Annotated in this window: 19 protein-coding genes and 1 pseudogene; 15 read left to right on the top strand and 5 right to left on the bottom strand. The window is 71.4% G+C overall.

What is annotated here, in order from left to right:
- Nucleotides 1-166 precede the first annotated feature (166 nt).
- The gene (locus ACFO0C_RS27315; protein ID WP_378069548.1) at nt 167-1,720 is read left to right on the top strand and encodes an ABC transporter transmembrane domain-containing protein; all 1,554 of its coding nucleotides are present in this window, start codon (nt 167-169) and stop codon (nt 1,718-1,720) included.
- Nucleotides 1,717-3,474 carry an ABC transporter ATP-binding protein gene (locus ACFO0C_RS27310; protein WP_378069547.1) on the top strand — a complete coding sequence of 586 codons (1,758 nt, stop codon included), beginning with the start codon at nt 1,717-1,719 and terminating at the stop codon, nt 3,472-3,474. The genes ACFO0C_RS27315 and ACFO0C_RS27310 overlap by 4 nt, the downstream gene beginning before the upstream one ends.
- A 14-nt stretch (nt 3,475-3,488) precedes the next feature.
- Here ACFO0C_RS27310 and ACFO0C_RS27305 read toward each other — a convergent pair whose 3' ends face one another.
- Nucleotides 3,489-4,685 (bottom strand): hypothetical protein, encoded by a 1,197-nt coding sequence (locus ACFO0C_RS27305; RefSeq protein ID WP_378069546.1) that lies wholly within the window; start codon nt 4,683-4,685, stop codon nt 3,489-3,491.
- Between the two features lie 699 nt (nt 4,686-5,384).
- Between ACFO0C_RS27305 and ACFO0C_RS27300 the strand changes: the two genes are divergently transcribed.
- From ACFO0C_RS27300 to ACFO0C_RS27245, 12 genes are all read left to right on the top strand, one after another.
- On the top strand, nt 5,385-7,730 hold the full coding sequence (locus tag ACFO0C_RS27300; protein ID WP_378069545.1) for a glycosyltransferase: 2,346 nt from the start codon (nt 5,385-5,387) through the stop codon (nt 7,728-7,730).
- Complete coding sequence (locus ACFO0C_RS27295; protein WP_378069544.1) at nt 7,727-8,329, top strand: hypothetical protein; 603 nt, start codon at nt 7,727-7,729, stop codon at nt 8,327-8,329. The genes ACFO0C_RS27300 and ACFO0C_RS27295 overlap by 4 nt, the downstream gene beginning before the upstream one ends.
- Nucleotides 8,329-9,321, top strand: a complete 993-nt coding sequence (locus ACFO0C_RS27290) for a hypothetical protein (protein WP_378069543.1) — start codon at nt 8,329-8,331, stop codon at nt 9,319-9,321. The genes ACFO0C_RS27295 and ACFO0C_RS27290 overlap by 1 nt, the downstream gene beginning before the upstream one ends.
- A 1-nt stretch (nt 9,322) precedes the next feature.
- On the top strand, nt 9,323-11,416 hold the full coding sequence (locus ACFO0C_RS27285; protein ID WP_378069542.1) for an acyltransferase family protein: 2,094 nt from the start codon (nt 9,323-9,325) through the stop codon (nt 11,414-11,416).
- Nucleotides 11,417-11,672: 256 nt separating this feature from the next.
- Nucleotides 11,673-14,705 (top strand): AfsR/SARP family transcriptional regulator, encoded by a 3,033-nt coding sequence (locus tag ACFO0C_RS27280; RefSeq protein ID WP_378069541.1) that lies wholly within the window; start codon nt 11,673-11,675, stop codon nt 14,703-14,705.
- Nucleotides 14,706-14,948: 243 nt separating this feature from the next.
- Entirely contained in the window at nt 14,949-15,335 is a 387-nt protein-coding gene (locus ACFO0C_RS27275; RefSeq protein WP_378069540.1) for a hypothetical protein, read from the top strand.
- Entirely contained in the window at nt 15,332-16,612 is a 1,281-nt protein-coding gene (locus ACFO0C_RS27270) for a WD40 repeat domain-containing protein (protein ID WP_378069539.1), read from the top strand. Before ACFO0C_RS27275 ends, ACFO0C_RS27270 begins: the two co-directional genes overlap by 4 nt.
- Nucleotides 16,613-16,699: 87 nt before the next feature.
- Entirely contained in the window at nt 16,700-17,566 is an 867-nt protein-coding gene (locus ACFO0C_RS27265; protein WP_378069538.1) for a pyridoxal-phosphate dependent enzyme, read from the top strand.
- Nucleotides 17,554-17,826 (top strand): hypothetical protein, encoded by a 273-nt coding sequence (locus ACFO0C_RS27260; RefSeq protein ID WP_378069537.1) that lies wholly within the window; start codon nt 17,554-17,556, stop codon nt 17,824-17,826. Before ACFO0C_RS27265 ends, ACFO0C_RS27260 begins: the two co-directional genes overlap by 13 nt.
- A 929-nt stretch (nt 17,827-18,755) precedes the next feature.
- Nucleotides 18,756-19,439: a TVP38/TMEM64 family protein gene (locus ACFO0C_RS27255; protein WP_378069536.1), complete on the top strand. Its 684-nt coding sequence runs from the start codon at nt 18,756-18,758 to the stop codon at nt 19,437-19,439.
- Nucleotides 19,440-19,450: 11 nt separating this feature from the next.
- Nucleotides 19,451-20,029, top strand: a complete 579-nt coding sequence (locus tag ACFO0C_RS27250) for a DUF998 domain-containing protein (protein ID WP_378069535.1) — start codon at nt 19,451-19,453, stop codon at nt 20,027-20,029.
- 282 nt (nt 20,030-20,311) lie between these two features.
- Nucleotides 20,312-21,013 carry a hypothetical protein gene (locus tag ACFO0C_RS27245; RefSeq protein WP_378069534.1) on the top strand — a complete coding sequence of 234 codons (702 nt, stop codon included), beginning with the start codon at nt 20,312-20,314 and terminating at the stop codon, nt 21,011-21,013.
- On the opposite strand, the gene ACFO0C_RS27240 is transcribed toward ACFO0C_RS27245, so the two are convergent.
- A complete protein-coding gene (locus ACFO0C_RS27240; protein WP_378069533.1) occupies nt 20,993-21,805 on the bottom strand; it encodes a metal-dependent hydrolase in 813 nt (270 codons plus the stop codon). The two genes, ACFO0C_RS27245 and ACFO0C_RS27240, sit on opposite strands and share 21 nt — an antisense overlap.
- Nucleotides 21,806-21,959: 154 nt before the next feature.
- On the opposite strand from ACFO0C_RS27240, the gene lepB reads away from it, so the two are divergent.
- A complete protein-coding gene (gene lepB, locus ACFO0C_RS27235; RefSeq protein ID WP_378069915.1) occupies nt 21,960-22,517 on the top strand; it encodes a signal peptidase I in 558 nt (185 codons plus the stop codon).
- A gap of 38 nt (nt 22,518-22,555) precedes the next feature.
- On the opposite strand, the gene ACFO0C_RS27230 is transcribed toward lepB, so the two are convergent.
- From ACFO0C_RS27230 to ACFO0C_RS27220, 3 genes and pseudogenes are all read right to left on the bottom strand, one after another.
- Entirely contained in the window at nt 22,556-23,341 is a 786-nt protein-coding gene (locus tag ACFO0C_RS27230) for an SMI1/KNR4 family protein (protein ID WP_378069532.1), read from the bottom strand.
- Nucleotides 23,342-23,381: 40 nt separating this feature from the next.
- On the bottom strand, nt 23,382-24,350 hold the full coding sequence (locus tag ACFO0C_RS27225) for a phosphotransferase family protein (RefSeq protein WP_378069531.1): 969 nt from the start codon (nt 24,348-24,350) through the stop codon (nt 23,382-23,384).
- An 89-nt stretch (nt 24,351-24,439) separates the two neighbouring features.
- Nucleotides 24,440-24,862: pseudogene (locus tag ACFO0C_RS27220) on the bottom strand (transposase); the annotation flags it as partial.
- Nucleotides 24,863-25,143 lie beyond the last annotated feature (281 nt).

Genomic DNA, 25,143 nt, shown 5'->3' with positions numbered 1-25,143 from the left:
TCCGAGCGGGCTGGGGCGGGGTCCGCTGACAAGGTGGCTGCCGGTACTGGGACAGGCCTCCGCGGAGCCTCCGGACGTCCGTCCGTTCGCGGTGACGGCGGGGGAGCGGCCCGGCAGGTTCGTGGCACGCGTCGTCCTCTCGCTGCCACGTCTCACGGTCCCCGCGATGCTGTCGGCGACCGCGTGGCAGGTCGGCGAGTCGGCGGTCCTGGTGGTGATGGGCCTGGCGATCGACCGGGCCCTGGCGACCGGGGACACCGGGCAGCTGGTGCTGTGGCTGGCCGTACTCGTGGCTCTGTATGTGCTGCTGACGGCGGCGGCCCGGCTCACGAACCGGCTCAACGCGCATGTGATCCAGCTCTTGCAGCACCGGCTGCGGGCCACCCTCTCGACCGGTGTGCTGCATCCCGGCGGCGGCGCGGTACGGGCACCGGACGCCGCCGTGGTCTCGGTGATGACCAACGACGTGGCACGCCTGGCCAACGCCGGGCTGCTCGTCGTCCTGCCGATCGCGCGGATCACCGCGATCGGGTTCATCGCCGTCTCGCTGCTGATGATGTACTGGCCGCTCGGGATCATGGTGCTTCTCGGCGCGCCCGCGGCGGTCTGGTCGATGGGCCTGCTGAGCGAGCGGCTCTCCCGCGACACCCGTGCCTACCAGGACCTGCTCGCCGGCACCGTCGGACGGGCCACCGACCTGGTCGGCGGCTACCGGGTGATCAAGGGTGTGCGCGCCGAGGCGGAGGCGACCAGGCGATACCGGCAGGCCAGCCTGGAGACCCTCGCCGGTGCCAGGCGCAACGCCGGGCTGCTCGGACGGTTTCTCGTCGGGTCCGGGCTGGTGACCGGCGTGTTCGTCGCCACGGTGACGGGCCTGGCGGGCTGGTTCGCGGTGAACGGCCGGCTGAGCATCGGCGGCCTGATCACCGCGGTCGGCCTTACCCAGGCGCTGCTCCCGCAGATGCAGGCGATCGCGGGCGTGTCCATCCCCAATCTCGCGGGCGCCCGAGCCTCCGCCGCCCGCATCCTCGACGTGCTCGGCGACAGCCGCACCACCCCGGCCCCATCGCGGCGTGTGCCGGACGTGTCCGGGCCGGACACCGGAGTGCTGGACGTCGAGCTGCCCGGCGCGTCGATCCGGGTGGAGCCCGGTGAACTGGTCGGAGTGCGCGCCGACGACCGCACCGCGGCCCGCCTCGCCGACGCACTGCTGAACCCGCACCGCGAACCCGGGAACGACATCGACGTGCGACTCGGCGGACGTCCGGCGCGCGAACTGGCCCCGGCCGACTACCCCCGCCGGGTCACCGTCGCACCCCACCGGGCCACGCTGTTCACCGGCACCATCCGCGACAACCTCACCACCCCCGTCAGCCGGCCCGAGCTGCTGGACGACGCGGTCCGGGCGGCGGCCTGCGAGGATTTCGCCGCCGACCTCGACCGCCCGGTCGGTGAGAACGGCAATCGCCTCTCCGGTGGCCAGCGTCAGCGGGTCGCCCTCGCCCGCGCCCTGGCGACCGGTGCTCCGCTGCTGGTGCTGCACGACCCGACCACCGCCGTCGACCCGGTCACCGAGCAGACCATCGCGGAACGGCTGGCCGCCATCCGTACGGGACGCTCGACACTGCTGATCACCTCGTCCCCGGCGCTGCTCAGCCGCTGCGACCGAGTCGTCGACCTCCGCCAGGACACGCCGGCGCCCGGAAGGACGGCGTCGTGACCGGGGCGCCGGCGACGGCCGGGGACGCACTGCCGGTCGCGGGCGGCCGCGAGACGGCCGGAGAGGTGTGGCGGCTCAGCCGCGGCAACCGGCTCAGGCTCGCCGCCGTCCTGATGGTGGGGATCGTCAGCACCGCCGTCGACCTCATCGGGCCGGTCGCTGTCGGTCTGCTCGTCGACCGGGTGCGAGCGGGCGCCGCCGGCCTCGCCACCGTCCTGACCGTCACGGCCGTCCTGGCGGTGTCGGCGGTCCTGGGCGCCGCGGGTACGGCGGTGACGATCACGCTGGCCACCCGCGCCTACCACGACATCCTCGCCACCCTGCGCGAAGAGCTCATCGCGCGGGCTCTCACGCTTCCACAGCACCGGGTGGAACGCGCCGGGACCGGGGACCTGATCTCCCGGTCCAGCGACGACGTCACCGCCGTCGCCGACGCCGCCCCCGCGGTGATCCCCGTCATCACGGTCACCGCGTTCACCATCATCGTGTCGGTCGGCGGTCTCGCGGCGCTGGAATGGCCGTACGCGGTCGCGTTCGCCCTCGTGCTGCCGGTCCATCTGCTGGCCATGCGCTGGTATCTCCGGACCGGGCCGCACGTGTACCGCGCCGAACGGGCCGCGATGAGCGCCCGCGCCCAGCAGATCGTCGAATCGCAGCGGGGCCATGCCACCGTGCTCGGTTTCGGGCTCGGCGAACAACGCCACCACACCGTGCTGACCGCTTCCTGGGCGGTCGCGGCGCAGACGCTGCGCGCCCGCACCGTGCAGAGCATGCTCAACGCCCGTCTCAACGTCGCCGAATGCCTGAGCCTGGGCGCCGTACTCGTGGCCGGCTTCGTCCTCATCGGCCACGGAGCCTCGACCGTCGGCGGCGCCACCACCGCCATGCTGCTCGTGCTGCGCCTGCTCGGGCCGGTGAATCAGCTGATGTTCGTGATCGACACGCTCCAGTCGGCCCTCGCGTCACTGAACCGCATGATCGGCGTCGTCACGATCCCGGCGGGGTCTCCTCCCGGGCCACCGCTGACGGCGGACACGGCGACCGCGGTCCGGCTCCGCGAGGTCTCCTTCCGCTACGGGGCGGGTCCTCGCGTACTCGATGACCTCACCCTCGACATCGCGGCCGGTGAACGCATCGCCGTCGTCGGCGCGTCCGGGGCGGGCAAGTCCACCCTGGCCGCGCTGATCGCCGGTATCCATCCACCCGAGACCGGGACAGCCGTGCGGCCCGAGCGCATCGCGGTGGTGACCCAGGAGATCCATGTGTTCGCCGGCACCCTGCGCGACAACCTCACCCTCGCCGCCCCCGGCTCCACCGACGACCGGATCCGCGCCGCGCTGGAGGCCACCGGCGCGGCCGGGCTGCTCGACCTGTCGCCGGCCGGTCTCGACACAGCGGTCGGCACCGGCGGACATCCGCTCACCGAGGCCCAGGCGCAACAGCTCGCCCTCGCCCGCCTCCTGCTCGCCGACCCGGACCTGGCGATCCTCGACGAGGCCACCGCCGAAGCCGGCTCCACGCAGTCCGGGCTACTCGACCGTGCCGCGGACGCCGCCCTCACCGGCCGCACCGGGCTGGTGATCGCCCACCGGCTCGCCCAGGTCGCCACCTGCGATCGGGTCGTGGTGATGGAACACGGCCGCATCATCGAGAGCGGAAGCCATACCGACCTGATCGCCGCCGGCGGGGTGTACGCCGGCCTGTGGGCGGCGTGGCGGGCGGGACAGCACCTCGCCGCGAACGGCCCGAAATGAGGTCCGGGCGGCGCTCACTGGGTGCGCAGCACCGACCGGTCGCCCTCCGGGTAGCGGCCGACGCCCAGGGAACGGGCCCGCCTGGGAGAGAGCAGCACGAGTTCGCCGTCGACCCGGTGCAGGGCGCCGGTGAGGCTGACCCGCGCGCCCGGCTGGAGTGAGGTCAACTCGCCGCCGAGGTAGTCGTACTCCTTCCCGACGGTCTTGAAGAAGTTGACCAGCCCGCCGGAGCCCGGCGACTCGGTGTCACCGGCCCACACCTGGGGCAGCGCGAGGTCGACGTCGGCCGGGTCGACCTTGACGAGGTGGTTCTTGATCTGCACCAGCAGCGGCGCGCTCGACTTGGTGACCTGCTCGGCCTGGAAGACCCGCTCGGTGTGGTCGATCCGCCACATGTTGAAGGCGATCTGGGTGACTTCGTGCCGCACCACCACCCGGGTGCCGTCCGGCTCGTACCGGTCGGTGGTCATCATGTTGCCGGTGACCTCGTAGACCTCCTCGGACCAGGTCCGCCGGGTCTCGGGGCTGACGCCGAGCCGCCAGGCGAGGCACTGGCCACCGATCAGCGGGTGCACGACCGTCCCCGCCGGTCCGGCCCCGGCGACTCCGGCGACGGTGCACCAGCCGCCGCCCTTGGCGAGGACCGCGTCGATGTCGTCCATCGCCTTCTCGGGCATGGTGATCGGGCGGGCCCGGAGCAGGTGCACCTTGCGGGCGGCGATCGCGGGGATGAGGAACAGCGCGGCGACGAACTCCCACGGCCCGGTGTCACCCTTGATACCGATGCTCGGCACCTGGCCGAAGATCAGAGGCGCGGGCTGTCCCATCAACTCGCCGATCATGAACCACCACATCAACGCGTAGACGCGGACGGCGGTGGCGAAGGCGGGTAGTTGCGGGCCGGCCGGCGGGCGGCCCTGCCGCATGCGCCACCACTGGTACCGGCGCCAGTAGTACAGTCCGGCGGTCACTCCGCCGATGATCAGGACGGCGGCGAGGGTGGCGGCGATCATCACCCGGGTCTGGGCGGCGGCGAGGTCGGTCGTGCAGCCGAGCCCGACGGTGTTGAGCGGTTCGAGCGCGCCGCACCATCCCCACCGGTTGTCACCCATGATCGCGCTGGACAGCTGTAGCACCATGACCGCGCTGATCACGCCCACGGCACCGGCGGCCACCGCCAGGAACACCGGCGACTTCCTCGCACCACGCATCGGCCGACAGACCTCCACACACGACCGAGGCCGACCCGCACGCCGCCACCGACCAGAAACCGAGAACCCTTGAAGATCAAAATAGGAGCGGTGGCGGTACGGAGTGTTCGCCGATTCGGTCAGTCCCGGAGGTGCCATGGGCCGGTCCGCACCAACCTTCGGCCCGCCGGGGCCATCGGCCTTTCGGTGCCGGGGGCCGGGTGCACGGAACCCGGGGAGCGGCTCGAGCCGGCGGACGCCACGGTGAGTGATCTTGACGGGTGGCCCCCTCGTGGCCGGGTGATCAATTCGACACCACCGTCGGTAGCCGCCGCCATTCGAACCGGGTCGGTTTATTTCGCGCGTGATTCCCGGAGGATTCGAGTTTTCCGAAAGGAAACATCGCACGTTCGAGATAGGTCGACGACCATGCCGTTCGCCCGATTCGGCGATTGCGCAGCCTCCATGATCAACTGTTCGGCCGGTTGACGACGACTGAACGACGGAGTCCCCTTCGGCGTCTCGGCCGACACCCGCGGTGAATGGAAGGCAAAGGTCCGAAAAATGGTAGGACATTTGATCTCACGGCGGTGGACCGAGGGTATGGCCGTTCCTGGACCGCCCGGGCCGTTCACTCTGGGTATCCAGAATGGGCCGTCCATTGCCGTAATCTCTGCATCGAATTGATGCGCGGCAGTTTTAGGAAATAGGCGGGGGTTCATGGCTGACGTCACCATCGTCATCCCGACATTCAACGAAGCGGGAAACGTGCCCGAACTGCTCGCCCGCCTCGACACCTGTTTCCCGCCCGGCACCGCGGAGGTGTTGTTCGTCGACGACTCGACCGATCACACGCCACAGGTCATCGAGGAGGAGGCCACCCGCCACCGGATCCCGGTCCGCCTGCTGCACCGCGCCGGAGCGGCTCGCGTCGGCGGCCTGTCCGGGGCGGTCATCGACGGCATCCGGCACGCGCACACCGCACGCGTCCTGGTCATGGACGGCGATCTGCAGCACCCGCCGGAAGTCGCCGTGCGACTGCTGCGGACCATGGACGACACCGCCGCGGACGTCGTCGTCGCCTCCCGCTACGTCGACGGGGGAGACGCCGGCGGCCTCGGCTCGACCCTGCGGCACGCGGTCTCCCAGGGCAGCACCCTGCTGGCCCGGGCCCTGTTCCCACGCCTGGTCGGCAGCGTCTGCACCGACCCGATGACCGGCTTCTTCTGCGTACGCAAGGAAGCGCTCGAACTCGTACGCCTGCGCCCCCGGGGTTTCAAGATCCTGCTCGAGATCCTGGCCAGCCACCGGGTGCGGGTGGCGGAGGTCCCGTTCACCTTCGGCGACCGGACCCACGGCGCCAGCAAGGCGGACTGGCGTAACGGGCGCGCGTTCCTGGCCCAGCTGCTGTCCCTGCGTCTCGGGCCCCGGCGGCCCTCGCAGCGATCCGGCATGCTGCCTCAGCCGCCGGCCGACGCCGAGGTCGACGCCTACCTGAAGCGGCCGCAGCATCGGTGGATCTTCTGGGCGCAGGCCCTCGCGTTCGCCGGTGTCGCGGTCAGCATGTGGGGGCTGTCGAACAACAGCTACTGGACGCTCGCCTTCCTCGCCCCGCTGGTGGCCCTGCTCCTGGAGCAGGCGCTGGCGCTGCGCACGTCCACGTTCCGCCGGACCGTCACCACCGCCTCCCATCAGGCGCTGCTGGACGGCTATCGGCCGGACCACCATCCCAGCGTCGACGTCTTCCTGCCCACCGCGGGCGAACCGGCGGCCATGCTGGAGAACACCTACCGGCATGTGGCCCGGCTCCGCTGGCCGGGCATCCTCACCGTCTTCGTCCTCGACGACGCGGGCCGCGCCGAGGTGGCCGCCCTCGCCGCGAAGTACGGTTTCCGGTACGTCTCCCGGCGCGGCAGCGAGTTCAAGAAGGCCGGCAACCTGCAGTACGCGCTGGAGCGCAGCGTCGGCGAGCACGTCACGATCTTCGACGCGGACTTCACGCCCCGCCCGGACTATCTGCTGCAGCTGATGCCCTACATGGACGATCCCGTGGTCGGCATCGTGCAGAGCCCGCAGTACTTCGAGACCGCCCCGTCGATGTCGTGGCTGGAACGCTGTGCCGGCGCCACCCAGGAGATGTTCTACCGCTTCATCCAGCCGTCGCGGGACGCGGTCGGCGCCGCGATCTGTGTCGGGACCTCGGCGGTCTACCGCCGGGAGGCGCTGGCCGCGATCGGCGGATTCCCGCTGATCGGGCACAGCGAGGACGTCTACACCGGTGTGCGGATGGGCCGGGTCGGCTACCGGGTCAAGTACGTGCCCGTCCTGGTGAGCCGGGGGAAGAGCCCGGACGACGTGGATTCCTTCATCAACCAGCAGTACCGCTGGTGCGAGGGCTCGATGTCGCTGCTGGTCGAGTCCGAGTTCCACGACGACACCACCCTGACCCTGGACCGGCGGCTCAGCTTCTGGTCCGGCTTCGTCTACTACCTGACGACGGCGATGAACGCGCTCCTGGCCCCGCTCGCGGTGCTGGTCATGCTGTGGTTCTTCCCCGACCGGGTGACCAGTTCCAACATGCTGCCCCTGCTGGGGGCGTTGCTGGTGTGGCTGGCGCTCTATCCGGCGATCAGCTATGGCCGCTGGCGGTTCGACGTCCTGCGGGTGCAGACGATCTACGGCTTCGCGCACCTGTTCTGCGTGCTGGACCTGGCCCGGGGCAAGGTCGCCGAGTGGGTCGCCACCAACGCCACCCGCAGGTCCGCGGCGAAGCCGACGTCACGGCGGCCCCTGGCGTGGCGGGTCCGGCTGGCCATCGCCGTCTACCTGACCGTCACCCAGGTGGCTATCCTGACCGGCCTCCTGCACGGGGCGTGGACCGCCGGGCTCGCCGACTACTGGGCGAACCTGCTGCTCGCGCTGGTGAACGCGTACATCTTCATCCCCGTCGCGACGCTGTGCGTGAGCGCTCTGCTCCGGGACCGGCGTGCCGCCCGGGCGGCACGCGCCGAGCCGGCCGTCCCGGTGAACGCGATCCGGGCGACCCCGGTGGAGGTGCAGGCATGACACCGACAGCCGATCCCGGCACCGTGACCAAGCGGCTGACCCCGCTGCGTCCCACGAATCCCGTGGCGGTCGACGCCGACGCCCCGGCCCGTCCGGTCTGGGCGGCCGCCCTGCTCTCCTTCGTGCCCGCCGGCCTGCGCGACCGTGCGGATCCGTGGCTGACCCGGCTGCCCGTCATCGCGATCCTCGTGCTGCAGGCCGTCCTGACCTTGCGCCTGCACAACGTGGTCTTCAACGACGAGGGTCTCTACATAAACGCCGGGCACGAGTACCTGCGCCAGTTCACCGGCGGCGCGGCGGCCCCCGACTCGTACGGAGGCTACTTCTCCGGGTTCCCGATGGCCTACCCGGTGTTCGCGGCACTGCTCGACTCCGTCGGCGGCGTCGGACTCGTCCGCCTGTCGAGCCTGCTGCTGATGTCGGTGGCGACACTGGCGGTCGGCCACATCGGGCGACGTCTGGCACCGGCGGGGCAGGAGAACCGTGTCCGCCTGGTCTCGATGCTGGCGTTCGTACTGACCGGGGCCGTGCTCTTCGTCGGAAACCTGGCCACCTACGACGCCGCCTGCTGTCGCTGCTCGCGGTCAGCACCGCGCTGATGATGTCCGGCCGGGGCTACCGGTCGGCGTTCGCGGCCGGGATCCTGATCGCCGCCGCCGGCATCTGCAAGTACTCCGCCGCGGTCTTCCTGCCGGTGGTCGCCGTCCTGGGCGTGCTGGCCCCGCTGCCCCCGCGCCGGGCCCTGCTGCGGGGCTGCCTGTTCTTCGTCTACGGGCTGCTGGGGATGCTGGCCGTCCTGGTGCCGTTCGCATCGTTCATCATTCCCGGGATCGCCTTCACCACCTCCAACCGTGTCGCCCTGAACCCTCGCCCGTTGTCGCTGCTGCTGGCCGAGTTCGGCCGCGGCGCCGGCCTGCTCACCGTGATCGCCGCGGCCGCCGTGATCGTGCTCCTGCACCGGTGGTGGACACGGCGGGACCGCCCGAGTCTCCAGGTCGCGGCCACCGCGGTGGTGCTCGCCGGCGCCGGCCTGGCGATTCCGCTGGGCCAGTTCCGGATGCACGAGTACGTCTCCTTCAACAAGCACCTGGCCTTTCTGGCGATCTTCCTCGCGCCGATCGCGGCGCAGCTCGTCACGGTCGCGGGCCGGGTGGTCAAGGGCGTCGCGTTCACCACCGCCGTCTATCTCCTGGCGGTCGGGGCCCTGTTCCGGTCGTCCTTCATGTTCACCGAGTGGCCGGACACCACGCCGGTGAGCGAGGCCGTCGCGCACTACGGCCGGCCGGGGACCTATCTGGCGTATGCCGGCAACACCATGGCCTTCTACGCCAAGGACCGCCCGGACATGACGTTCGAGGAGTACTACGCGCTGTTCGGCGCCGGGAAGCCGGCCATCAAGGCCGCGATCGACCAGGGTACGTACGTCGGCGTCACATTCGTCACCGGATCGACCGGGGACGCGGACCTGGACGAGAACACCGCCTACCTGATCTCCCTGCTGAACGAGAGCACCCGGTACGAGCCGGTCGGGTCGTGGCCCAAGCACGAGTACGACGCCAACCGGTTCTACCTGTACCTGCGGACCTCGTGAGATGACGACACCCACGACCGTCCCGCTGCCCGCCGTCGAGATCACCACCCGGCGGCTGACGCCACCGCCGGCACCGTTGCGGCGCTTCCGGCCGGACGTGCAGGGCCTGCGTGCCGTGGCGGTGCTCCTGGTGCTGCTCTACCACGCCGACGTTCCCGGTTTCGGTGGCGGTTACGTCGGTGTGGACGTCTTCTTCGTCATCTCCGGATACCTGATCACCGGCAACCTGCTGGGCGAGATCACGCGGCGGCGCCGCATCGCGTTCGCGGAGTTCTACGTGCGGCGGGCCCGGCGCCTGCTGCTTCCCGCCGCGATCGTCGCCGTCACCACCCTGGTGGCCGCCGCCGTGGTCCTGCCGCCGCTGCGGGTGCGGAGCCTCACCTGGGACGCGATCCTCACCGCCGTCTACGGGCTCAACGTCCGGCTCGCGATCGACGGCGTCGACTACCAGAACGCCACCGATCCGCCCAGCCCGCTGCAGCACTTCTGGTCACTCGCCGTCGAGGAGCAGTTCTACCTCGTCTGGCCGTTGCTGATCGCCGCGGTGGTGCTCGCCGGCCGGCGGTACTGGCGTGCCTGGCTGTGCGTCGCCGTGGCCGGTGCGACCGTGGCGTCGCTCGTGGTGTCGCAGATCCTGGTACGGGACGACGCGCCGCTGGCCTACTTCTCGTTGCAGTCGCGTGCCTGGGAACTCGGTCTCGGCGCTCTCGTCGCCGTCGGGCGCCGGCAGTGCGCCAGTCTGCCGCGGCCCGTGCGGGAGGTGTCGGTCGTCGCCGGGCTGGCCGCGATCGTCGCCGCCGGTCTCGTCTACGACGACTCGACCGCCTTCCCCGGGTGGAACGCGCTGCTGCCGGTGCTCGGCACCGCCGCCGTCATCGTCGGCGGGAGTGGCGTACCCACGCTCGGCGAACGACTCCTGACCCCGCGCCCGATGCAGTGGGCCGGCACCCTCTCGTACCCGTGGTATCTGTGGCACTGGCCGCCGATGATCATCGTCCCGGCCCTGGCCGGGCACGACCTCGGCTGGCCGGCGAAGGTCGCGCTCTCGGCCGGTGCCCTCGGCCTCGCCCTCCTCACCCACCTGGCCGTCGAGCGTCCGGTCGCCCGGGCCCGCGTCTCCCGGGCCGGCTGGATCGCGATTGCCGCCCTGCTCACCGCCACGGTCTGCGTGACCGCGCTGCTGGTCCGGCTGAGGGCCGACGTCGAACTCGGCGTGCTGACCGCCGACGACCGCGCGAACCGGCCGGCTGCCCTCTTCGCACCGGACAGCGCCGCCGATCCGTTCACCGGCGCCACGAGCGGCCCGGTCGAACCCGGAGTCCTCGACGCGGTCCGGGACACGCCCCGGCACCCCGCCGAATGCATCGTCGACCTCAAGGACACCAGCTCACCGCCGTGTCTCGTCGACCCTTCCGGAAACCCCACCACGGCCGCACCGGACCGGGACCGGATCGTGCTGATCGGCGACTCGCACGCCGGGCAGTGGTACCCGGCGGTGCAGGCGGTCGCGGCATCACACGGCTGGTCCACCGAGATCCTCACCAAGGCCGGCTGCCCGCTGCCCGAGCTGACGGTGAACAACTCGGCGCTCAAACGCCGGTACTCCGAATGCGACACCTGGCGGACGAACACCCTGGCCCGGCTGGCGGAGGAGCCGGCGCCGCGGATGGTCTTCGTCAGCGCGCTCAACTGGTATGCCCAGGGCCCCGAACTGATCGCCGGCTGGCGGGCCACACTGTCCCGGCTCGCCGCGCCGGGCGTCCCACTGGTCTACCTCACGGACACCCCGACACCCACCGTGGACGTCCCGGCCTGCCTTTCCGGCTCGCTACCGGACTGGGACGAGTGCGCCTTCAGCCGTACGGACGGCCTGCGCGCCGACCCGCTCGGCAGGCCGGACACCGCGACGTCCCTGGGCCTGGCGGCCGTGGTCGAGGTGAACTCCTACCTCTGCCCGGGGACGGGGCGGCAGTGTCCCGCGGTGCGGGGCGGTGTGACGCTCTACCGCGACGCCTCGCACCTGACCGACACGGCGATGACCCTGCTGACCCCGGCGATCCGGCACCAGCTGAAGGCAGCCGGCCTCCCCGGCTGAGCCGCAGGTCAGGCAAACGTATGGCAAATGTATGGCGGATGTGTCAACCGGGTGGCCGACCATAGGGGACCAGGGGAGCAGCAATGCTCCGGGGGTCGTTCGTGCTGATCGGCTCCGTCACGGTGGGGGCACGGGGCCCGGCCGCGGCGGAGTCCAGCGGCCGGGCGGGCCTCCGCCGGACGATTCTCCCGGCCGTACACTGTCGCAATTCATCATGAGATCGAGTTTTGTCGGTGTCGCCGATAGCCTGATCTCGATGCCATCCGAGAGCGTTCACTATCGAATCCTGGGCAACGTGGAAGTGCTGGTCGACGGTGCGAAGGTGGTCATCGCCCGGCCGCGGCACCGGGCGGTCCTCGGTCACCTGCTGCTCAATGCGGGCCGGGTCGTCACCGTCGAGGCACTGGCCGAGGCGATGTGGGGCGGCGCCGAGCCGGCCACGGCCCGGTCCCAGCTGCAAGCCGACATCTCCGCGATCCGCCGGGCCGGCGACGGCCGGCTGGCGCTGGTCAGCCAGAGCGGTGGCTACCTGCTCGAAGCCGGGCCGGACGAGGTCGACCATCTGCGCTTCCATGAGCTCGCCGCACCGGCGGGCGACCTGCCGCCCGCCGAGCGTGTCGCGCGGCTGCGGGAAGCGCTCGCCCTGTGGCGCGGCCCCGCTCTGGCCGACGCCGCCGGGGCCTACGTCGGGGCCGCACGCCGTCGGCTGGCGGAGGAACGGCTCGCCGCCTGGGAAGAGGTCTTCGACCTCGAGCTTCAGGCCGGCCGGCACCGCGAGGTCGTCCCGGAACTGGCGGGGATGGCCCGCGACGAGCCGACCCGGGAACGGCTGTGGATCGCGCTGATGACCGCGCTGCATCGGGGTGGCCGCCAGGCCGACGCGCTCGCCGCGGCCCGTGAGATGCGCCGGTTCCTCGCCGACGAGCACGGGCTGGAGCCCGGCCGGGCATTCGTGACGGCGGAGCGAACCGTCCTGCAAGCCGTCGAAGCCGCCGAGGACGGCGAGGAGGGTCAGACGGTTCCGGCGCAGGCCCCCGTGGTCCCGGCACTCCTGCCTTCCGCCATCGTGGATTTCACCGGCCGCGCGGCCGAGGTCGAGTGGCTCGACGCCGCCCTCGCACCGGGTGACCGGCGGCCGGTCGTGACGATCACCGGGATGGGCGGGGTCGGTAAGAGCACCCTGGCGGTGCATGCGGCGCATCGGGCCGCCCACGCCTATCCGGACGGTCAGCTCCACGCCAGGCTGCACGGCACCGAGGCGCATCCGGCCGAGCCGGGCGACGTGCTCGCCCGTTTCCTGCGTGCTCTCGGTATGAGCGAGCGGGCCATCCCCATCGATCTGACCGAACGTGCCGACGCCTACCGGTCGTGGACGGCCGGGCGCCGGGTCCTGGTGATGCTGGACGACGCGGCCGACGAGGCGCAGATCCGGCCGTTGCTGCCCGGCGGGGACACCTGCGCGACAGTGGTGACCAGCCGTTCCGGCCTGGACGGGCTGGAGGGCGCCGAGCGTCTGCAGCTGGCGGTCTTCTCCGGTGAGGAGGCGGTGGCGTTCCTCGGCCGGGTCGCCACCGCGCACCAGGTGACCGGCGAACCGGGGGAGAGCACCGCGATCCTGCAGCTGGTCGGGCGTCTTCCCCTGGCGGTCCGGATCGTCGGCGCACGTCTGCGGTCACGCCCGGCGTGGCCGATGTCCCGGCTCACCCGGGCCCTGCGTGACGAGCGACGGCGTCTGGACCATCTGGTCGCCGGTGACCTGGCGGTCCGGACCTCGATCGCCGCCAGTTACCGCGCGATCGGCGCACCCGCCCAGCGACTGGCCCGCCGGCTCAGCCTGTTCACCCTGCCGGATCTGCCCTCCTGGCTGGCCGCGGTCGTCACCGGGGCGGCGGCCGAGGAGGCGGAGGATCTGCTCGAGGAACTGGTCGACGCCCAGTTGCTGCTCGACGCCGGCACCGACAGCTCCGGTGGCGGACGCTACCGCTTCCACGATCTGGTCCTGCTCTACCTGCGCGAACGTGCCCGTGACGAGGAACCCTCCGAGGGTGCCGGGGTGCTGAGTGACGGGTTCGGTGGCTACCTGTGGCTCGCCCGCCGGATGAGCGAGCGGATCCCGGGGCCGTGCTACGCCGCGGTACGCGGCGACGCCGCCGAGGTGGCGGTGGACGGGGCCGGCAACCTGCCCGACCCGCTCGACTGGTTCGCCGGCGAGCGGTTGTCGTTGCCGGCCGCGATCCGGCAGGCCTGCGACATCGGCGCGCTCGACGTGGCTTTCGAGCTGGCCGGTTGCCTGGAGAAGTTCTTCGACATCCGGGGCGTCTACATCGACTGGCGGTCCACCAACGACTATGTGCTCGCCGCCTGCCGGGCCGCCGGGCACCGCCTCGGGGAAGCCGTCATGTTGCGGGGCCTGATCCAGCTCTCCACCTGGCACGAGGCGGACCACCCCGGATCTGCCATGGAACGCATGCTCCGCGACGCCGATCACCTCTTCGACCTGTTCACCGAGGCCGGGCACGGCCCCGGCACGGCCGACGCGGCGGTGGATCAGGCGTGGGCGCTGGCGGCGACCGGCGACTACGGCCGGGCCGCCGAGCGTGCCGACGCCGCGATCGAACTGGCCGGACAGCACGAGCACCTCGGCGGACAGGCTCGCGCCCATGTGGCCCGCGCCGTCGTCCACGGCGAGTCGCTGGCGCTGGCCGAGGCCGAACGGCACCTCACCGTCGCCCTGCGACTGGCCCGGCGGCTGGGCAACCAGCGGTACGTGGCGACCACCCTCCAGTTCATCGGTGTGCTGAACACGCGGGCGGGACGCAACGCCGAGGCGATCAGTGTGCTGGACGAGTCACTGCGGATCCTGCGGCGCTACCAGGACCGGTATGCGGAGGTGCTGACCCTGCTGACATTGGCCCGGGCGCACCTGCCGGGACATCCGGCGCGCGGATACGCCACCGAGGCCCTGACGATCGCCCGCGAGTACAACCTTCCCCATCACACCGCCGACGCCCTCGGGGTCCTCGGCGCGATCGAACTGGCCGAGGGCGACCACGACACGGCCATCGGCCATCTGGAGGCCTCCGTGCGGCTGTGGCGGCGACGTGGCTGGCCCGCGTTCCTCGCCGACGCGCTCCGCAAACTCGGCGACGCGCAGGTCCGGGCCGACCCGGTCGCCGCCCGCCGGGCCTACATCGAGGCCCGCAACGTCCACCAGCGGCTCGGGCACGCCGACCGTACGGCCGAACTCGTCGCCCTGATCAGTGCCCTCGACCACAGCGCACATTGCTGACCCGCCGCACGCTGGACGTCGCCGAGGAACACCGGCGGTTCCGGTCACCGTGAGACCCCGGTATCGGCAGGGGGAATCAAAGACACCGATCGGGGTACGGCCATCGCGTCACACCGAGCCGGTGGCGGCGTGGACCGTACCCCGGATGAGGTCCTGAACCGCAGGTGAAGCCCGCTCGTGACCGTAGTGGATCAGGACCGGTCCGCTGTGGCCGTCACTGTCGCCACCGGACATGATGCGCCGGTGTCCCGTACACCAATGGTGATCACTGCGACGGTGTTGCTCGCGGCGGCTCTGACCGGCTGGGCGGTGTTCCTGTCCGGCCAGGGCCTGGAGAACGCCGACCGCTGGGTGACGGTCGTGGGATTCTTCGTCACCACGATCCTCGCGGCGGGATCCTTCGCCGCCGGATGGTCGGCGTCGCGGCCACCCGCCCCGCGGCAGCCGGCGTCGGCCGACCGGGTGACGGACAGCGGCACGGCACACGCCGGCGAAGGCGGGCGGGCCAGCACCGGGATCGAAACGTGCGGCGACGGCCGTACCGCTGAGGTGAACCGGTCCGGAGACGCGACCGCGAGAGGGCCGGGGTCGGTGGCCAACACGGGCGTCTCCCGGCAGCCGCGGACGTGACCGCCGACGAGATGCCGGCTTCGGCTGTCTCCGAGTCCGGTGACGGCCGGGCCGATCAGGGCGGGATCGCCAACACCGGCGTCATCCACGGTGACGTCAGGGCCGAGTTCCACGTGCACCACCACCATCCGCGCGAGCTCCACGACGTGCGGCCGGAGGGCCACGGCGAGGGGCGGCGGCCGTGGTCACATCGGAGGCTGACGCGGCGGCTGCTGATCGGCACGGTCGCGGCGGCGGGTCTGGGCGTCTCCGGCGCGGCCACCGCCTGGCGGTACGGGACCGAGAGCGCACGCCGGAGCTCGCCGACGCCGTCCGGGACGGTGACGTTCGGACCGGACGCTCGCTACGATCCCGCGGGCCGGAAGGTTCGCCCAGCGGGCAGGACCATCTGGTCCATCGCCGCCGGCACGCTTCGGGGCGAGCCTCTGGTCGTGGCCGGGCGTGGGGACGGCCGGATCCAGCTGTGGAACCCGGTGACCGGCCGGGCTCGCAGCGACCTCCTCCCGGCTCATCACGGGAAGGTGTTCGGCCTCGCCCTGCACGGCACCATGGCCGCGTCCACGAGTGTCGACGGCACCATGCGCGTCTGGGACCTGACATCCGATCCGCCGCGCGCCACGGCACCGACCACCGGGATCGCCGGCGGTGTCAACGGAGTCGCGTTCGCCACGGTCGGCGGCCGGACCGTAGCCGTGACCGCGTGCGGCGACCGGACCGTGCGGATCTGGGATCCCGCACATCCCCAGCGCGGCGGCCGGGCCCTGGGGTCGGCGCTCGGCGCGCCGGTCAACAGCATCGCCGTCGGCACCATCGATGGGCGGGCGATCGCGGTCACCGGCAGCGCCGACGGCGCCATCACGCTCTGGGACGTCACCGGTGAACGCATGCTGCGGGAACTCGGCAGCCACACGGGCGAGGTGTGGGGGCTGGCCGTCGGGATCGTGAACGGCAAGCCGACCGCCGTCTCCGGCGGCGAGGACGGCGTGCTGCGCCGATGGGATCTGGGAGCCGCACAGCCGTCGGGCGAGCAGCTCCTGAAGCTTACGAAAGCGTTCAAGACGGTGGCGATCGGCGAGGTGGCCGGGCGGACCGTCGCCGTCTCCGGCTGCGACGACAGCGGTATCCGGATCTGGGATCTCGGTGCCGGACAGCCGTACGGCCGTGCTCTCACCGGCCCGGAGAAGACCGCCGAGGCCATCGCGATCAGCGACTTCTCCGGCCGGCCCACCGTCGTGTCCGGCCACTACGACGGCACCATCTGGGCCTGGACCCTCTGACCGGCGCCCCGCACGGCCGGCGGCACCGGACGATCCCGGAAGGATGATGGTGGTTGACCTCCACCGGGGTTCGGCGATACTCGGGCCATGATCACTGCGGTTCCGCTGGGTACGTGGCCGACGCCCGTCGAGGAGGCGCCGCGGCTGGCGGCCCGGCTCGGGCTCGCGGCGCTGTGGTTCAAGCGGGACGACCTGTGCGGGCTCGGCGCGGGCGGCAACAAGGTCCGCAAGCTGGAGTTCCTGCTGGCGGAGGCGGTGGCCGCGGGTGCCCGTACCGTCATCACGTCCGGTGGTCCGCAGAGTAATCACGCTCGGCTCACGGCTGCGGCGGCCGCCCGGCTGGGTCTGCGGTGTGTGCTCGTCCTCGCCGGTGACCCGCCCGCGACGCCCGGCGGCAATCTGCTGCTCGACCGGCTGGCCGGTGCTGACGTCCGGTGGGCCGGTGGCCGGCCGCTGGCGGCGGCCGTCGAGCAGGAGCGCGGCGACGCCTTCGTGATCCCGTTCGGTGGGTCGTCGCCGGTGTCGATCGAGGGCTACGCGCGATGTGGCCGTGAGCTGCGCGAGCAGGTGGCCGATTTCGACGCCGTGGTGGTGCCGCTCGGCTCCGGCGGAACGATGGCCGGGCTGGTCCGGGAACTCGGGCCGTCGCGGGTCGTGGGCGTCGACGTCGGTGCGCTGCCCGATCCCGCCGGCGCGGTCCGCGGGTTGCTTGGCGACGAGTCGCTCGATTTGCGCGTCGACCGGGGCCAGGTCGGCGCGGGCTATGCGGCGATGACCGATGCGGTACGCCAGGCGCTGGAGCTCACGGCCCGGCTCGAGGGCGTCTTCCTGGACCCGACGTACACCGGCCGGGCGATGGCGTCGCTGATCGCCGGCGGTCACGGGTCACGTGTGGTGTTCCTGCACAGCGGCGGACTTCCCGCCCTGTTCGCGCATCCCGAATGGATCCGGTAGCGCGCTTCGTGATGAACCCGCAGATCAAACACATCCTGCTCTATCGGACTCCGGACCGGTGGCGCATCTCGGTGACCGAGGAGGACGACGCAATCGGATGCGGCGGCCTGCCCGGCACCGCAGCCGACGCACCGATCGAGGTCGCCCAGCAGGACCTGCTCGACCACCTGCGGCGGCACTGGGGTTTCACCGGCGATCTGTCCTGGCACGAAACCGAACCGGACTGGTGGGCAGCCGAGCCCACATCCGCGGCCGCATAGAGAGCATTCCTGGACAGGGCCCGTCGGTCGTGGCTCAGGTCGACATCGGCTGTGCAGAGGGTTCGGCCGCCCCGGTCACCGGCGGCGACGGTGCGAGCACACGCAACGCCTGCATGTGATTTCACCGTCGCTTTGAAGGTTCCGCGGCGTTGCCTGCTGGCCTGCCGTCAAGTCGCCCGTTTGAAGGATCGCGTCCGCTGGCGTGTTGTAAGCGTCGGCTGGCGCTGATCGAGGTCCGCCTTGCCGGCGATTCGGGAGGGTAGTCCGGTTTGCGGCCTGCCTGCCCGCGTCGCCTCGACTCGGAGTGGCTTCGCCCAGCGTTGGTCGGCGCACACGATCGCCTTTGGTGTGCGCTGGTGGTCGCTATGGCGAGGGTGGGCGATCCCGATCAGTGGATTGGGTGCGTTCATCGTCGCTATGGCGGCGGTGAGGTCGCACGCTGGCGTTCTGTGTGCTCGCGTCGTTGCTCCGGCCGGAGGTGACATCGGCCGCGACCATCGCCGCCCCCAGCCCGTGGACCCTCCCGTTCCGCGGCCCTTCCTATGGCGACTACCCGGGCACACGGTCGGCGATCGTGTGCCCTTACCCGCGCTGCCGCCGGGCCCGGCCGACATGGCGGCCGATGACCGCGGCCGGCCCACGGTCCGGTTCGGCGATTCCGACCGACGATCACGGCTGTCGTGATGCCCGGCACCGCGCAGCTGTCCTTCGCTCCGTGGCCCACCACCCACACGTGTTCGAGCGTGTGTCCGCGCCGATACCCAGGAAACGAACGGTCCCTGGCAGCAGTTGCCGCGTGAGATGCGGCGGATGCGGGACCATGCCTGGCCCGGCGACGGCCTGTGTCGTACCGCCTATTGTTTGGACATGATCTGTACCGCCACCTGGTTCGCCGCCCCCGGCTCGACGTCGGCACGGTGAACCCCGACGTGCTCGAGAGGCCCGCGCGCGCGGGCAGGCCGCGCCGGGCCGGCATCCGGATGGCCGTGCTGGCCGGGGCCGTCGCCGCCGCGGCCGGTGTGGTTTCGGTGACCGGAGTACCCGACGCGGACCGGATCGCGGCACTCACCGCCGGCTGGGGGCCGTTCGGACCGATCGCGATGATCGTGCTGGCAGCGGTGCTCATGGTCGCCCTGGTTCCGCGTTCCGCGCTCGCCGCCGGCGCCGGCCTGGCGTTCGGGCCGTGGCAGGGCAGCCTGTACGTGCTCGGCGGGGCGGCGGTGGCCGCGCTCGTGGCGTTCGCCGCCGGCCGGATGCTGGGCCGTGACTTCGTCGCCGCCCGCGCCCGCCTGTCCGCCGTCGACAGCTGGCTCAGCGCGCGCGGCGCCTTCGGGGTGGCTCTGCTCAGGTTGCTGCCGGTCGCCCCGTTCGGCCTGGTCAGCTACGGTTACGGCACCACCGGGATCCGGGTCGGCAGCTATCTCGCGGGTACGGCGATGGGTGCGGCACCCGCCACCGTCGTCTACGCCGGTCTCGGCGCCTCCGCGACCGAGCCGGGCAGTCCCGCGTTCCTGCTCGCCGTCGTGGCAGCGGTCACCCTGGCGGTCGGCGGCGCCGTGGCGTCGGCGATCCTGCGCCGTCGGCGCGTTGCCGCCAGGCCCGCGGAGAGTTGAGGGTTTCGGCTGTGCCATCGTCTCTGCCCTGGTGGGCGCTGGTGTCCTCGACGGCGGCGCCGGTCGCGCTGATCGGCGGCTGGACCCTTGCCGCGCGGCGACAGCCGGCCGGCTTCGACAGCACCGCCGACACGATCAGCGCCCTGGCCGCGGTGGATGCCACCGACCGCTGGCTGATGACGACTGCCCTGCTGTGTGTCGGCGTCGCGCACATGGTCACCGCGTCCGGGCTGTCCCGGGCGGCTCCGGCGGGCCGGATCGTGCTCGCACTCGGCGGCGTGGCGACGATGCTGGTGGCGGTGTTCCCGCTCCCGGCCGAGGGCGGGTCGCCGGGACACACCGTGTCGGCCGCGCTGGCGTTCGGGGCCCTGGCGGTGTGGCCCGCGGCCGCCTGGCGGCGTGGCCGCGGCCCGGTCGCGTTACGCCCTGCCGTGTCGGTCGCCGCAGCGCTGGTGCTGCTCGCGCTCGTCGGCTGGTTCGCCGCGACCCTGGCCGGCGGCGGTCCGGTGGGCCTCACCGAACGCGTCGCCGCGGGGGCGCAGGCCTGCTGGCCTCTCGCGGTAGCGCTGTCCTGCCGACGGACTCCCTGAACTCGTCCAGACCTACAACCAGGCTCAGATCAAGGACTGTGACGTCCTGTTCGACGGCACGGTCCGTGGTGTCTTTCACCCATTCGGAGCAGTGGAAAGCCGGCTCACAGGATGTCTGCCGGGCCTGGGCGATCACTACGCTCGCTGTTCGTGCTCACGGGGAGTGCGAGCGGTCCACGAAGAGACAAGCGGGGCACAGCATTGACCAACGAGGCCGCTACCGAAGTGCCTCGCCTCCGGGCACCGGCCGGGACAGCGGGTCCGGGCCGGATCCTGCTCATGATGACCGTGGGGCTCGGCGTGCTGACCGCCGCGTACGTGAGCTTCGGGATGCCGGCCCTCGACGTGCCCGGTGAGGTGACCGACGCCGGCATCGAGGGGCAGAACGTCGTGCGGTGGTACGGGTGGGTGGCCGTACTGCTCGCCGTTGTGCCGGCACTCGTCGCGGCCGCTCCGCTCGTTCTGCCGGCGAAGACCCGGGGCTGGGTCGCGGCCGCCGGCGCGGCGGTGCTCACCGTGTTCGTCCTCGTCTCCGGCAACCTCGGCCTGTACTACTTCCCGGTCGCGCTCATGCTCTGGGCTGCCACGATCGTGCCATGGGTGCTGCGCCGCGGTATCGGCCGCGCCGCGGCCCGGGCCTGGCATCTCACCGCCGCGGTGTTCCTGACCCTGCCCGCGCTGCTGATCGGCTCCGCGGTCTTTCACGACACCGTCGAGGTCACCTGGCCCGCCGTGGTGCTCTGGGGTGTCCTGCCGCTCGTTCTCGCGGTGCTGTGCGCGTGCGGAATGCGGGCCGGCTACGCCGTGACCGCGGTGGCCGGCGCGCTGGTCATGGTCACCTCGCTGTTCGACCAGGGTCTCCTGTTCGCGGCGTTCTGGCTCTTCGCGGCGGTGTATCTGACGATCGGCGCCAGTGGTTTCACCGCGACCCGGCCCGGCCAGACAGGAGCGGCCGGCCGCTGGTCACCAGACGGCGCCGAGTAGCAGGATCGATCCGACACCGACCGCCGCCATCAGCCACACGACCACCGTCTCGGTCGGCGAACCGGTGCGGAACCGCATCCATCGTGGGGTGCCGACGGGCGTCCACCGGCAGCCGCGGATCCGGATCGGCCAGCACAGCGGCACGGCGGAGAAGGTCAGCGCGTCACCGAGTGAATGGGCGAGGCAGCCCCAGGACACGGCCAGGCCGACCCACCACCAGGCGCCGGCACTGCCGTGAATCGCGGCGACGAACACTCCGGCGACCAGGATCGCACCGACGGCGGCGGCGAACCGGTGGGCACCCTTGCCGAGGCGACGGAACCGGCCGGGCAGCAGCATGTCCCCGATGCGGGCGCGGGTGCCGGACGACAGCGCGGCGTGGGAGGCGAGCCACACCGACAGGCCGACGATCCACAGGCCGGCGGCCGGTCCGGCCAGCGCGCAGAGAACGCCGGCGAGCAGACCGAGGATGATCGCCCCGGTCGCGGTGTGGGTGATGCCGCGGTGCCCGCCGCGGGCGCGGCGGCCGGTGAGACAGTGCCGGCACGACACGCCCCGCAGCCTGGCCGCCGTGGCGGCGACGCCGAGCGCGGTCCAGCGGGTGATCGGGCCGAGGGATCGGGAGATCGTGGACTCGGGATGGTCGAGGTCCGGGGCGAGAGCCATGCCGGTGGACACGGCGGCCCCGGCGACGACGGCGACAGCGGTCGGGGCGTGTCCGGCGGCCGCGAGCAGGGCTGATCCGGCCAGCCAGCCGACGCCGCCGGACAGGGCGTGGGACTTACCGAGCATCGGCGGTCACCCCTCCAGGTTCGCCGGAGCGTGCAACCGCGATCACGCTGCGCGAACCCGGCCGCCGGATGGGTGGCGAGGAGCTTGTAGGGTGCGGTGGGTGTCCACAAGCACCGATGCTCCACCGACCAGGCGGGCGCGCTGGATCGAGTTCATGGTCCTGATCGTCGTCGCCGTCGTGGTCGCGGCCGGGGTCCGGACCTTTCTGGTCCAGACGTTCTACATTCCGTCGGAGTCCATGGAGCGGACCCTGCTTCGCGACGACAAGGTTCTCGTCAACAAGACCGCCTACTGGTTCGATGCGCCGGGTCGCGGGGAGATCGTGGTCTTCGTGCCGCCGCCGCAATGGTCGGCCGTTCCCGGTCAGAACTACATCAAGCGGATCATCGGGGTGGCCGGCGATCGCGTCGTCTGCTGCGACGCGGATCAGCGGATCACCGTCAACGGGCAGGCGCTCGTCGAAGACTACCTGTTCCCCGGTGACGTTCCGTCCGACAGACGGTTCGACGTGACCGTCGGCGCGGGCCGTGTCTTCGTCCTCGGCGACCATCGCAGCGCCTCCGGTGACTCGCGCGAGCACCTCGGTGCCGCGAACGGCACCGTCCCGGAGGACCGGCTGGTAGGCCGGGCGTTCGTCACCTTCTGGCCGGTGACGAGGGCTCGGACCCTGTCGGTGCCCGCGACGTTCGCCGACGTCCCGGCCCCGCGCTGACTCGCCGTCAGTGCCCTGCGATCAGGCGGTGGGCCTCCTCAAGGCCGTTCGCTGTCGGGCGACACCGGTTCGAGTCGGCCGTCCGCGTCGTAGAACAGGTAGGGCCGGAGTCCGGCGGATTCTTCGAGCTTGCGGTGGAGCGCGTAGGGGCGGCCATTCCGGACGGCGAGGAACGGCTGGCGGGCCAGTAGCTCGCGGGATGTGTCGATTCGCCAGGTGGCGGTGAGTAGCTTTCTGAGCTGCATCAAAGTCCTGAGGGAGTCGTGTGGCACCTGATCGATATAGATATCGGCCGTTTCGGGCAGGGTGGAGGCGAACGTGGCCGGCGGGGTGTGGCAGGCGCAGTCGGCGAGTTCCGCGATGTCGGTTCGCCCTCGGCATGCCTGTGGCAGGTCGCCGGCGATCGGCCAGCATTCCGGCGGGTAGCTGTCGTCGTGGGTGACCCAGCCGATGCTGCCCGCGTGTGCGGCGACGACCGGGTATTCGCCGTGGGCGTCGGCGGGTTCGCGCATGTCGAACAGGTAGAACACGCCGCCGCCGTTGAACGCGAACGGCAGCGCTCCGGGCATGTGTTCCGGGAGTTGGTAGGCCAGCGTCATCGCCCGTACGCCGCTCGGGCCGTCGGTCGGGAAAAGCTGCAACACGCGGTCGCCGTTGGCGAGAACACCGCCGTCCGACCAGGTCAGCAGGCCGAGATAGCTGGGTGGCAGCGGCCGGTCCGGCAGCCGCCAGGGGCTCGCGTCGATCGGCTGACGAATCTCGGCGATGAAGTCGGCAAGCCGTCGCGGTGTCGCTCCCGGCTGACGATCCTGATGCTCGAACACCGACGACCAATCCACAGGGCCAGATCATGCCGCATGCCCGTCATCGGCTCCCCGTTACCGCGCGGTAGGCCATCAGCCGGCGGATCTGCTGTGCACGATGTTCGACAGCGGGGTGCTCCGGTGGGCGGCGCAGTGGCGGTCCCAGCCAGCGGCAGAGTTGACGCAGCCCGAGGAGGATCGCGCCGTCGTTGATGGCGATCTCGTGCCCGGGTGGCAGGGGGCGGATGCGCTGGTAGCCGCTCAGCAGGGCGGGTAGCAGGGCGGCCGGTCCGGTTTCATGATCGTGAAGATGGAAGTGGCTGAGGTCGAACCAGGGGTCGGTGCCCCGGGTCTCCCCGAAGTCGATCAGGCCGGTGTAGTGGCCGTCGGCGCAGAATATCTGCGTGAGGTCGAAGTCGCCGTGCGAGAGCGTCGCCGGAGCCGGCGGGCCGGCGCGTTCGCGCTCGACGAGGTCTTCGACGGTGCGGATCGCGGCCCGGTCGAACAGGGAGGTCAGCGGCCCAGGCCATGGCTTCGGTAGGTACGAAACCAGGAAATCCTCGTATCGCGGGTACTCGGCCGGTAACGGCCACTGACGGTTCTGCCTGCGGATGAAGCCGAACCCGTCGACCGGGATCCGGTTGATGACGGCGAGGTCGGCGCCGGCCTGCTCGACGATCGAGGCCGCGAGCGCCGGGTCGTTGAGGTGAGCCACCGGTGCGCCCACGATTTCGGTGGTGACCATCGTCGAGCGCCCGATGTCGCTGTTGAAGGGTTCGACGTGGACGATGTCAGCGACCCTGACACCGAGTAGCCGCAGGCGCCGGTACAACTCGGCTTCCGTTTCGAGGTTCTCGTCGGCTTCCTCGGCGATACGCAGGTAGAAGACCTCTGATTCCCGCTGGATCCGGTAGACCTGCGTGGAAACACCCTCCGCGGTCCGCTGACAGGTCACCGGTACGGAGGAGCCGAAGATCCTGTGCAGGAGCGCATGGGCGGCGGTCTCGTCGATGTCTGCCTTCCGGGGCAACCGCGTCCTCCATTGCCTGAGCCCGCCGGTAACCGACCGGTTTTACAGGTCGTCAGCAGCTCTCTGTTGTCCTCGGGCGTCCGGGCCATCTATACCTGAGGAATCAGGTAAACCCGACGATGTGGTCGTGGCACTGTCCGGCGGTCAGTGATGGGGATACGGGCCTGCTGCGTTGGTCGGCGGCCACGTGCAGCTTGGTACTGAACCCGCCCCGGAAGCGGCCCAGGGTTTCGGGTTCGGTGCCGGTCGGCGTCAGGATAGGACAGGGTCTGCGAGGGTTGGTGGTGGGCGCCGGCGGCGTGTTGGTGGGCGCGGACGACGGTGGAGTCGATGCCGACGGTCCAAATCGGGGTCGTCGGTGTCCGGGCGCAGCCGCTCGGCGATGCGCTGCCAGATCCCGTCCCGACCCACTGGCGTTTGCGCTGGTATTCAGTCCGCCAGTTCCCGAAGCGGGGTGGTAGGTCACGCCATTGGATACCGGTGCGTTCCCGGAGCAGGAATCCGGAGATGGCGGTCCGGTGGTCGTTTCAGCGGTGACCGCGGGGTGGGGTCTGCGGCAGTAGTTGCTTCGCGCAGCTCCCGCTCGGCGCCCGCCGATGTTCCTGACAGGTTCGTCAGGTATCGCGCCGCAGCCAGCGGGATCACAGCTGGCAGGTTGAGCCAGTCGGTCTGCGCCCTGCGTCCCGATTCGGTCGGCCTGAGTAGACTGAGATCCCTGATGGTCTCCGGTTCCCCGTTGCCGCCAGGCCGCTTGCGGCAAGCACTCGACGTCCTTGAGGTGGCCTGCTGCGGC

The sequence above is a fragment of the Actinoplanes subglobosus genome (assembly GCF_042650585.1).
Taxonomy (GTDB): Bacteria; Actinomycetota; Actinomycetes; order Mycobacteriales; family Micromonosporaceae; genus Actinoplanes; species Actinoplanes subglobosus.
The sequence above is the reverse complement of the archived record's forward strand: the minus strand, read 5'-3'. Positions and strand labels throughout refer to the sequence as shown.

Excerpts from the sequence above, each read along its gene's own strand:
- ACFO0C_RS27315 (WP_378069548.1), top strand. The coding sequence starts at position 167 with ATGCTGTCGGCGACCGCGTGGCAGGTCGGCGAGTCGGCGGTCCTGGTG.
- ACFO0C_RS27305 (WP_378069546.1), bottom strand. The coding sequence starts at position 4,685 with ATGCGTGGTGCGAGGAAGTCGCCGGTGTTCCTGGCGGTGGCCGCCGGT.
- ACFO0C_RS27300 (WP_378069545.1), top strand. The coding sequence starts at position 5,385 with ATGGCTGACGTCACCATCGTCATCCCGACATTCAACGAAGCGGGAAAC.
- ACFO0C_RS27295 (WP_378069544.1), top strand. The coding sequence starts at position 7,727 with ATGACACCGACAGCCGATCCCGGCACCGTGACCAAGCGGCTGACCCCG.
- ACFO0C_RS27290 (WP_378069543.1), top strand. The coding sequence starts at position 8,329 with ATGATGTCCGGCCGGGGCTACCGGTCGGCGTTCGCGGCCGGGATCCTG.
- ACFO0C_RS27285 (WP_378069542.1), top strand. The coding sequence starts at position 9,323 with ATGACGACACCCACGACCGTCCCGCTGCCCGCCGTCGAGATCACCACC.
- ACFO0C_RS27280 (WP_378069541.1), top strand. The coding sequence starts at position 11,673 with ATGCCATCCGAGAGCGTTCACTATCGAATCCTGGGCAACGTGGAAGTG.
- ACFO0C_RS27265 (WP_378069538.1), top strand. The coding sequence starts at position 16,700 with ATGATCACTGCGGTTCCGCTGGGTACGTGGCCGACGCCCGTCGAGGAG.
- ACFO0C_RS27260 (WP_378069537.1), top strand. The coding sequence starts at position 17,554 with ATGGATCCGGTAGCGCGCTTCGTGATGAACCCGCAGATCAAACACATC.
- ACFO0C_RS27245 (WP_378069534.1), top strand. The coding sequence starts at position 20,312 with ATGACCGTGGGGCTCGGCGTGCTGACCGCCGCGTACGTGAGCTTCGGG.
- ACFO0C_RS27240 (WP_378069533.1), bottom strand. The coding sequence starts at position 21,805 with ATGCTCGGTAAGTCCCACGCCCTGTCCGGCGGCGTCGGCTGGCTGGCC.
- lepB (WP_378069915.1), top strand. The coding sequence starts at position 21,960 with ATGGTCCTGATCGTCGTCGCCGTCGTGGTCGCGGCCGGGGTCCGGACC.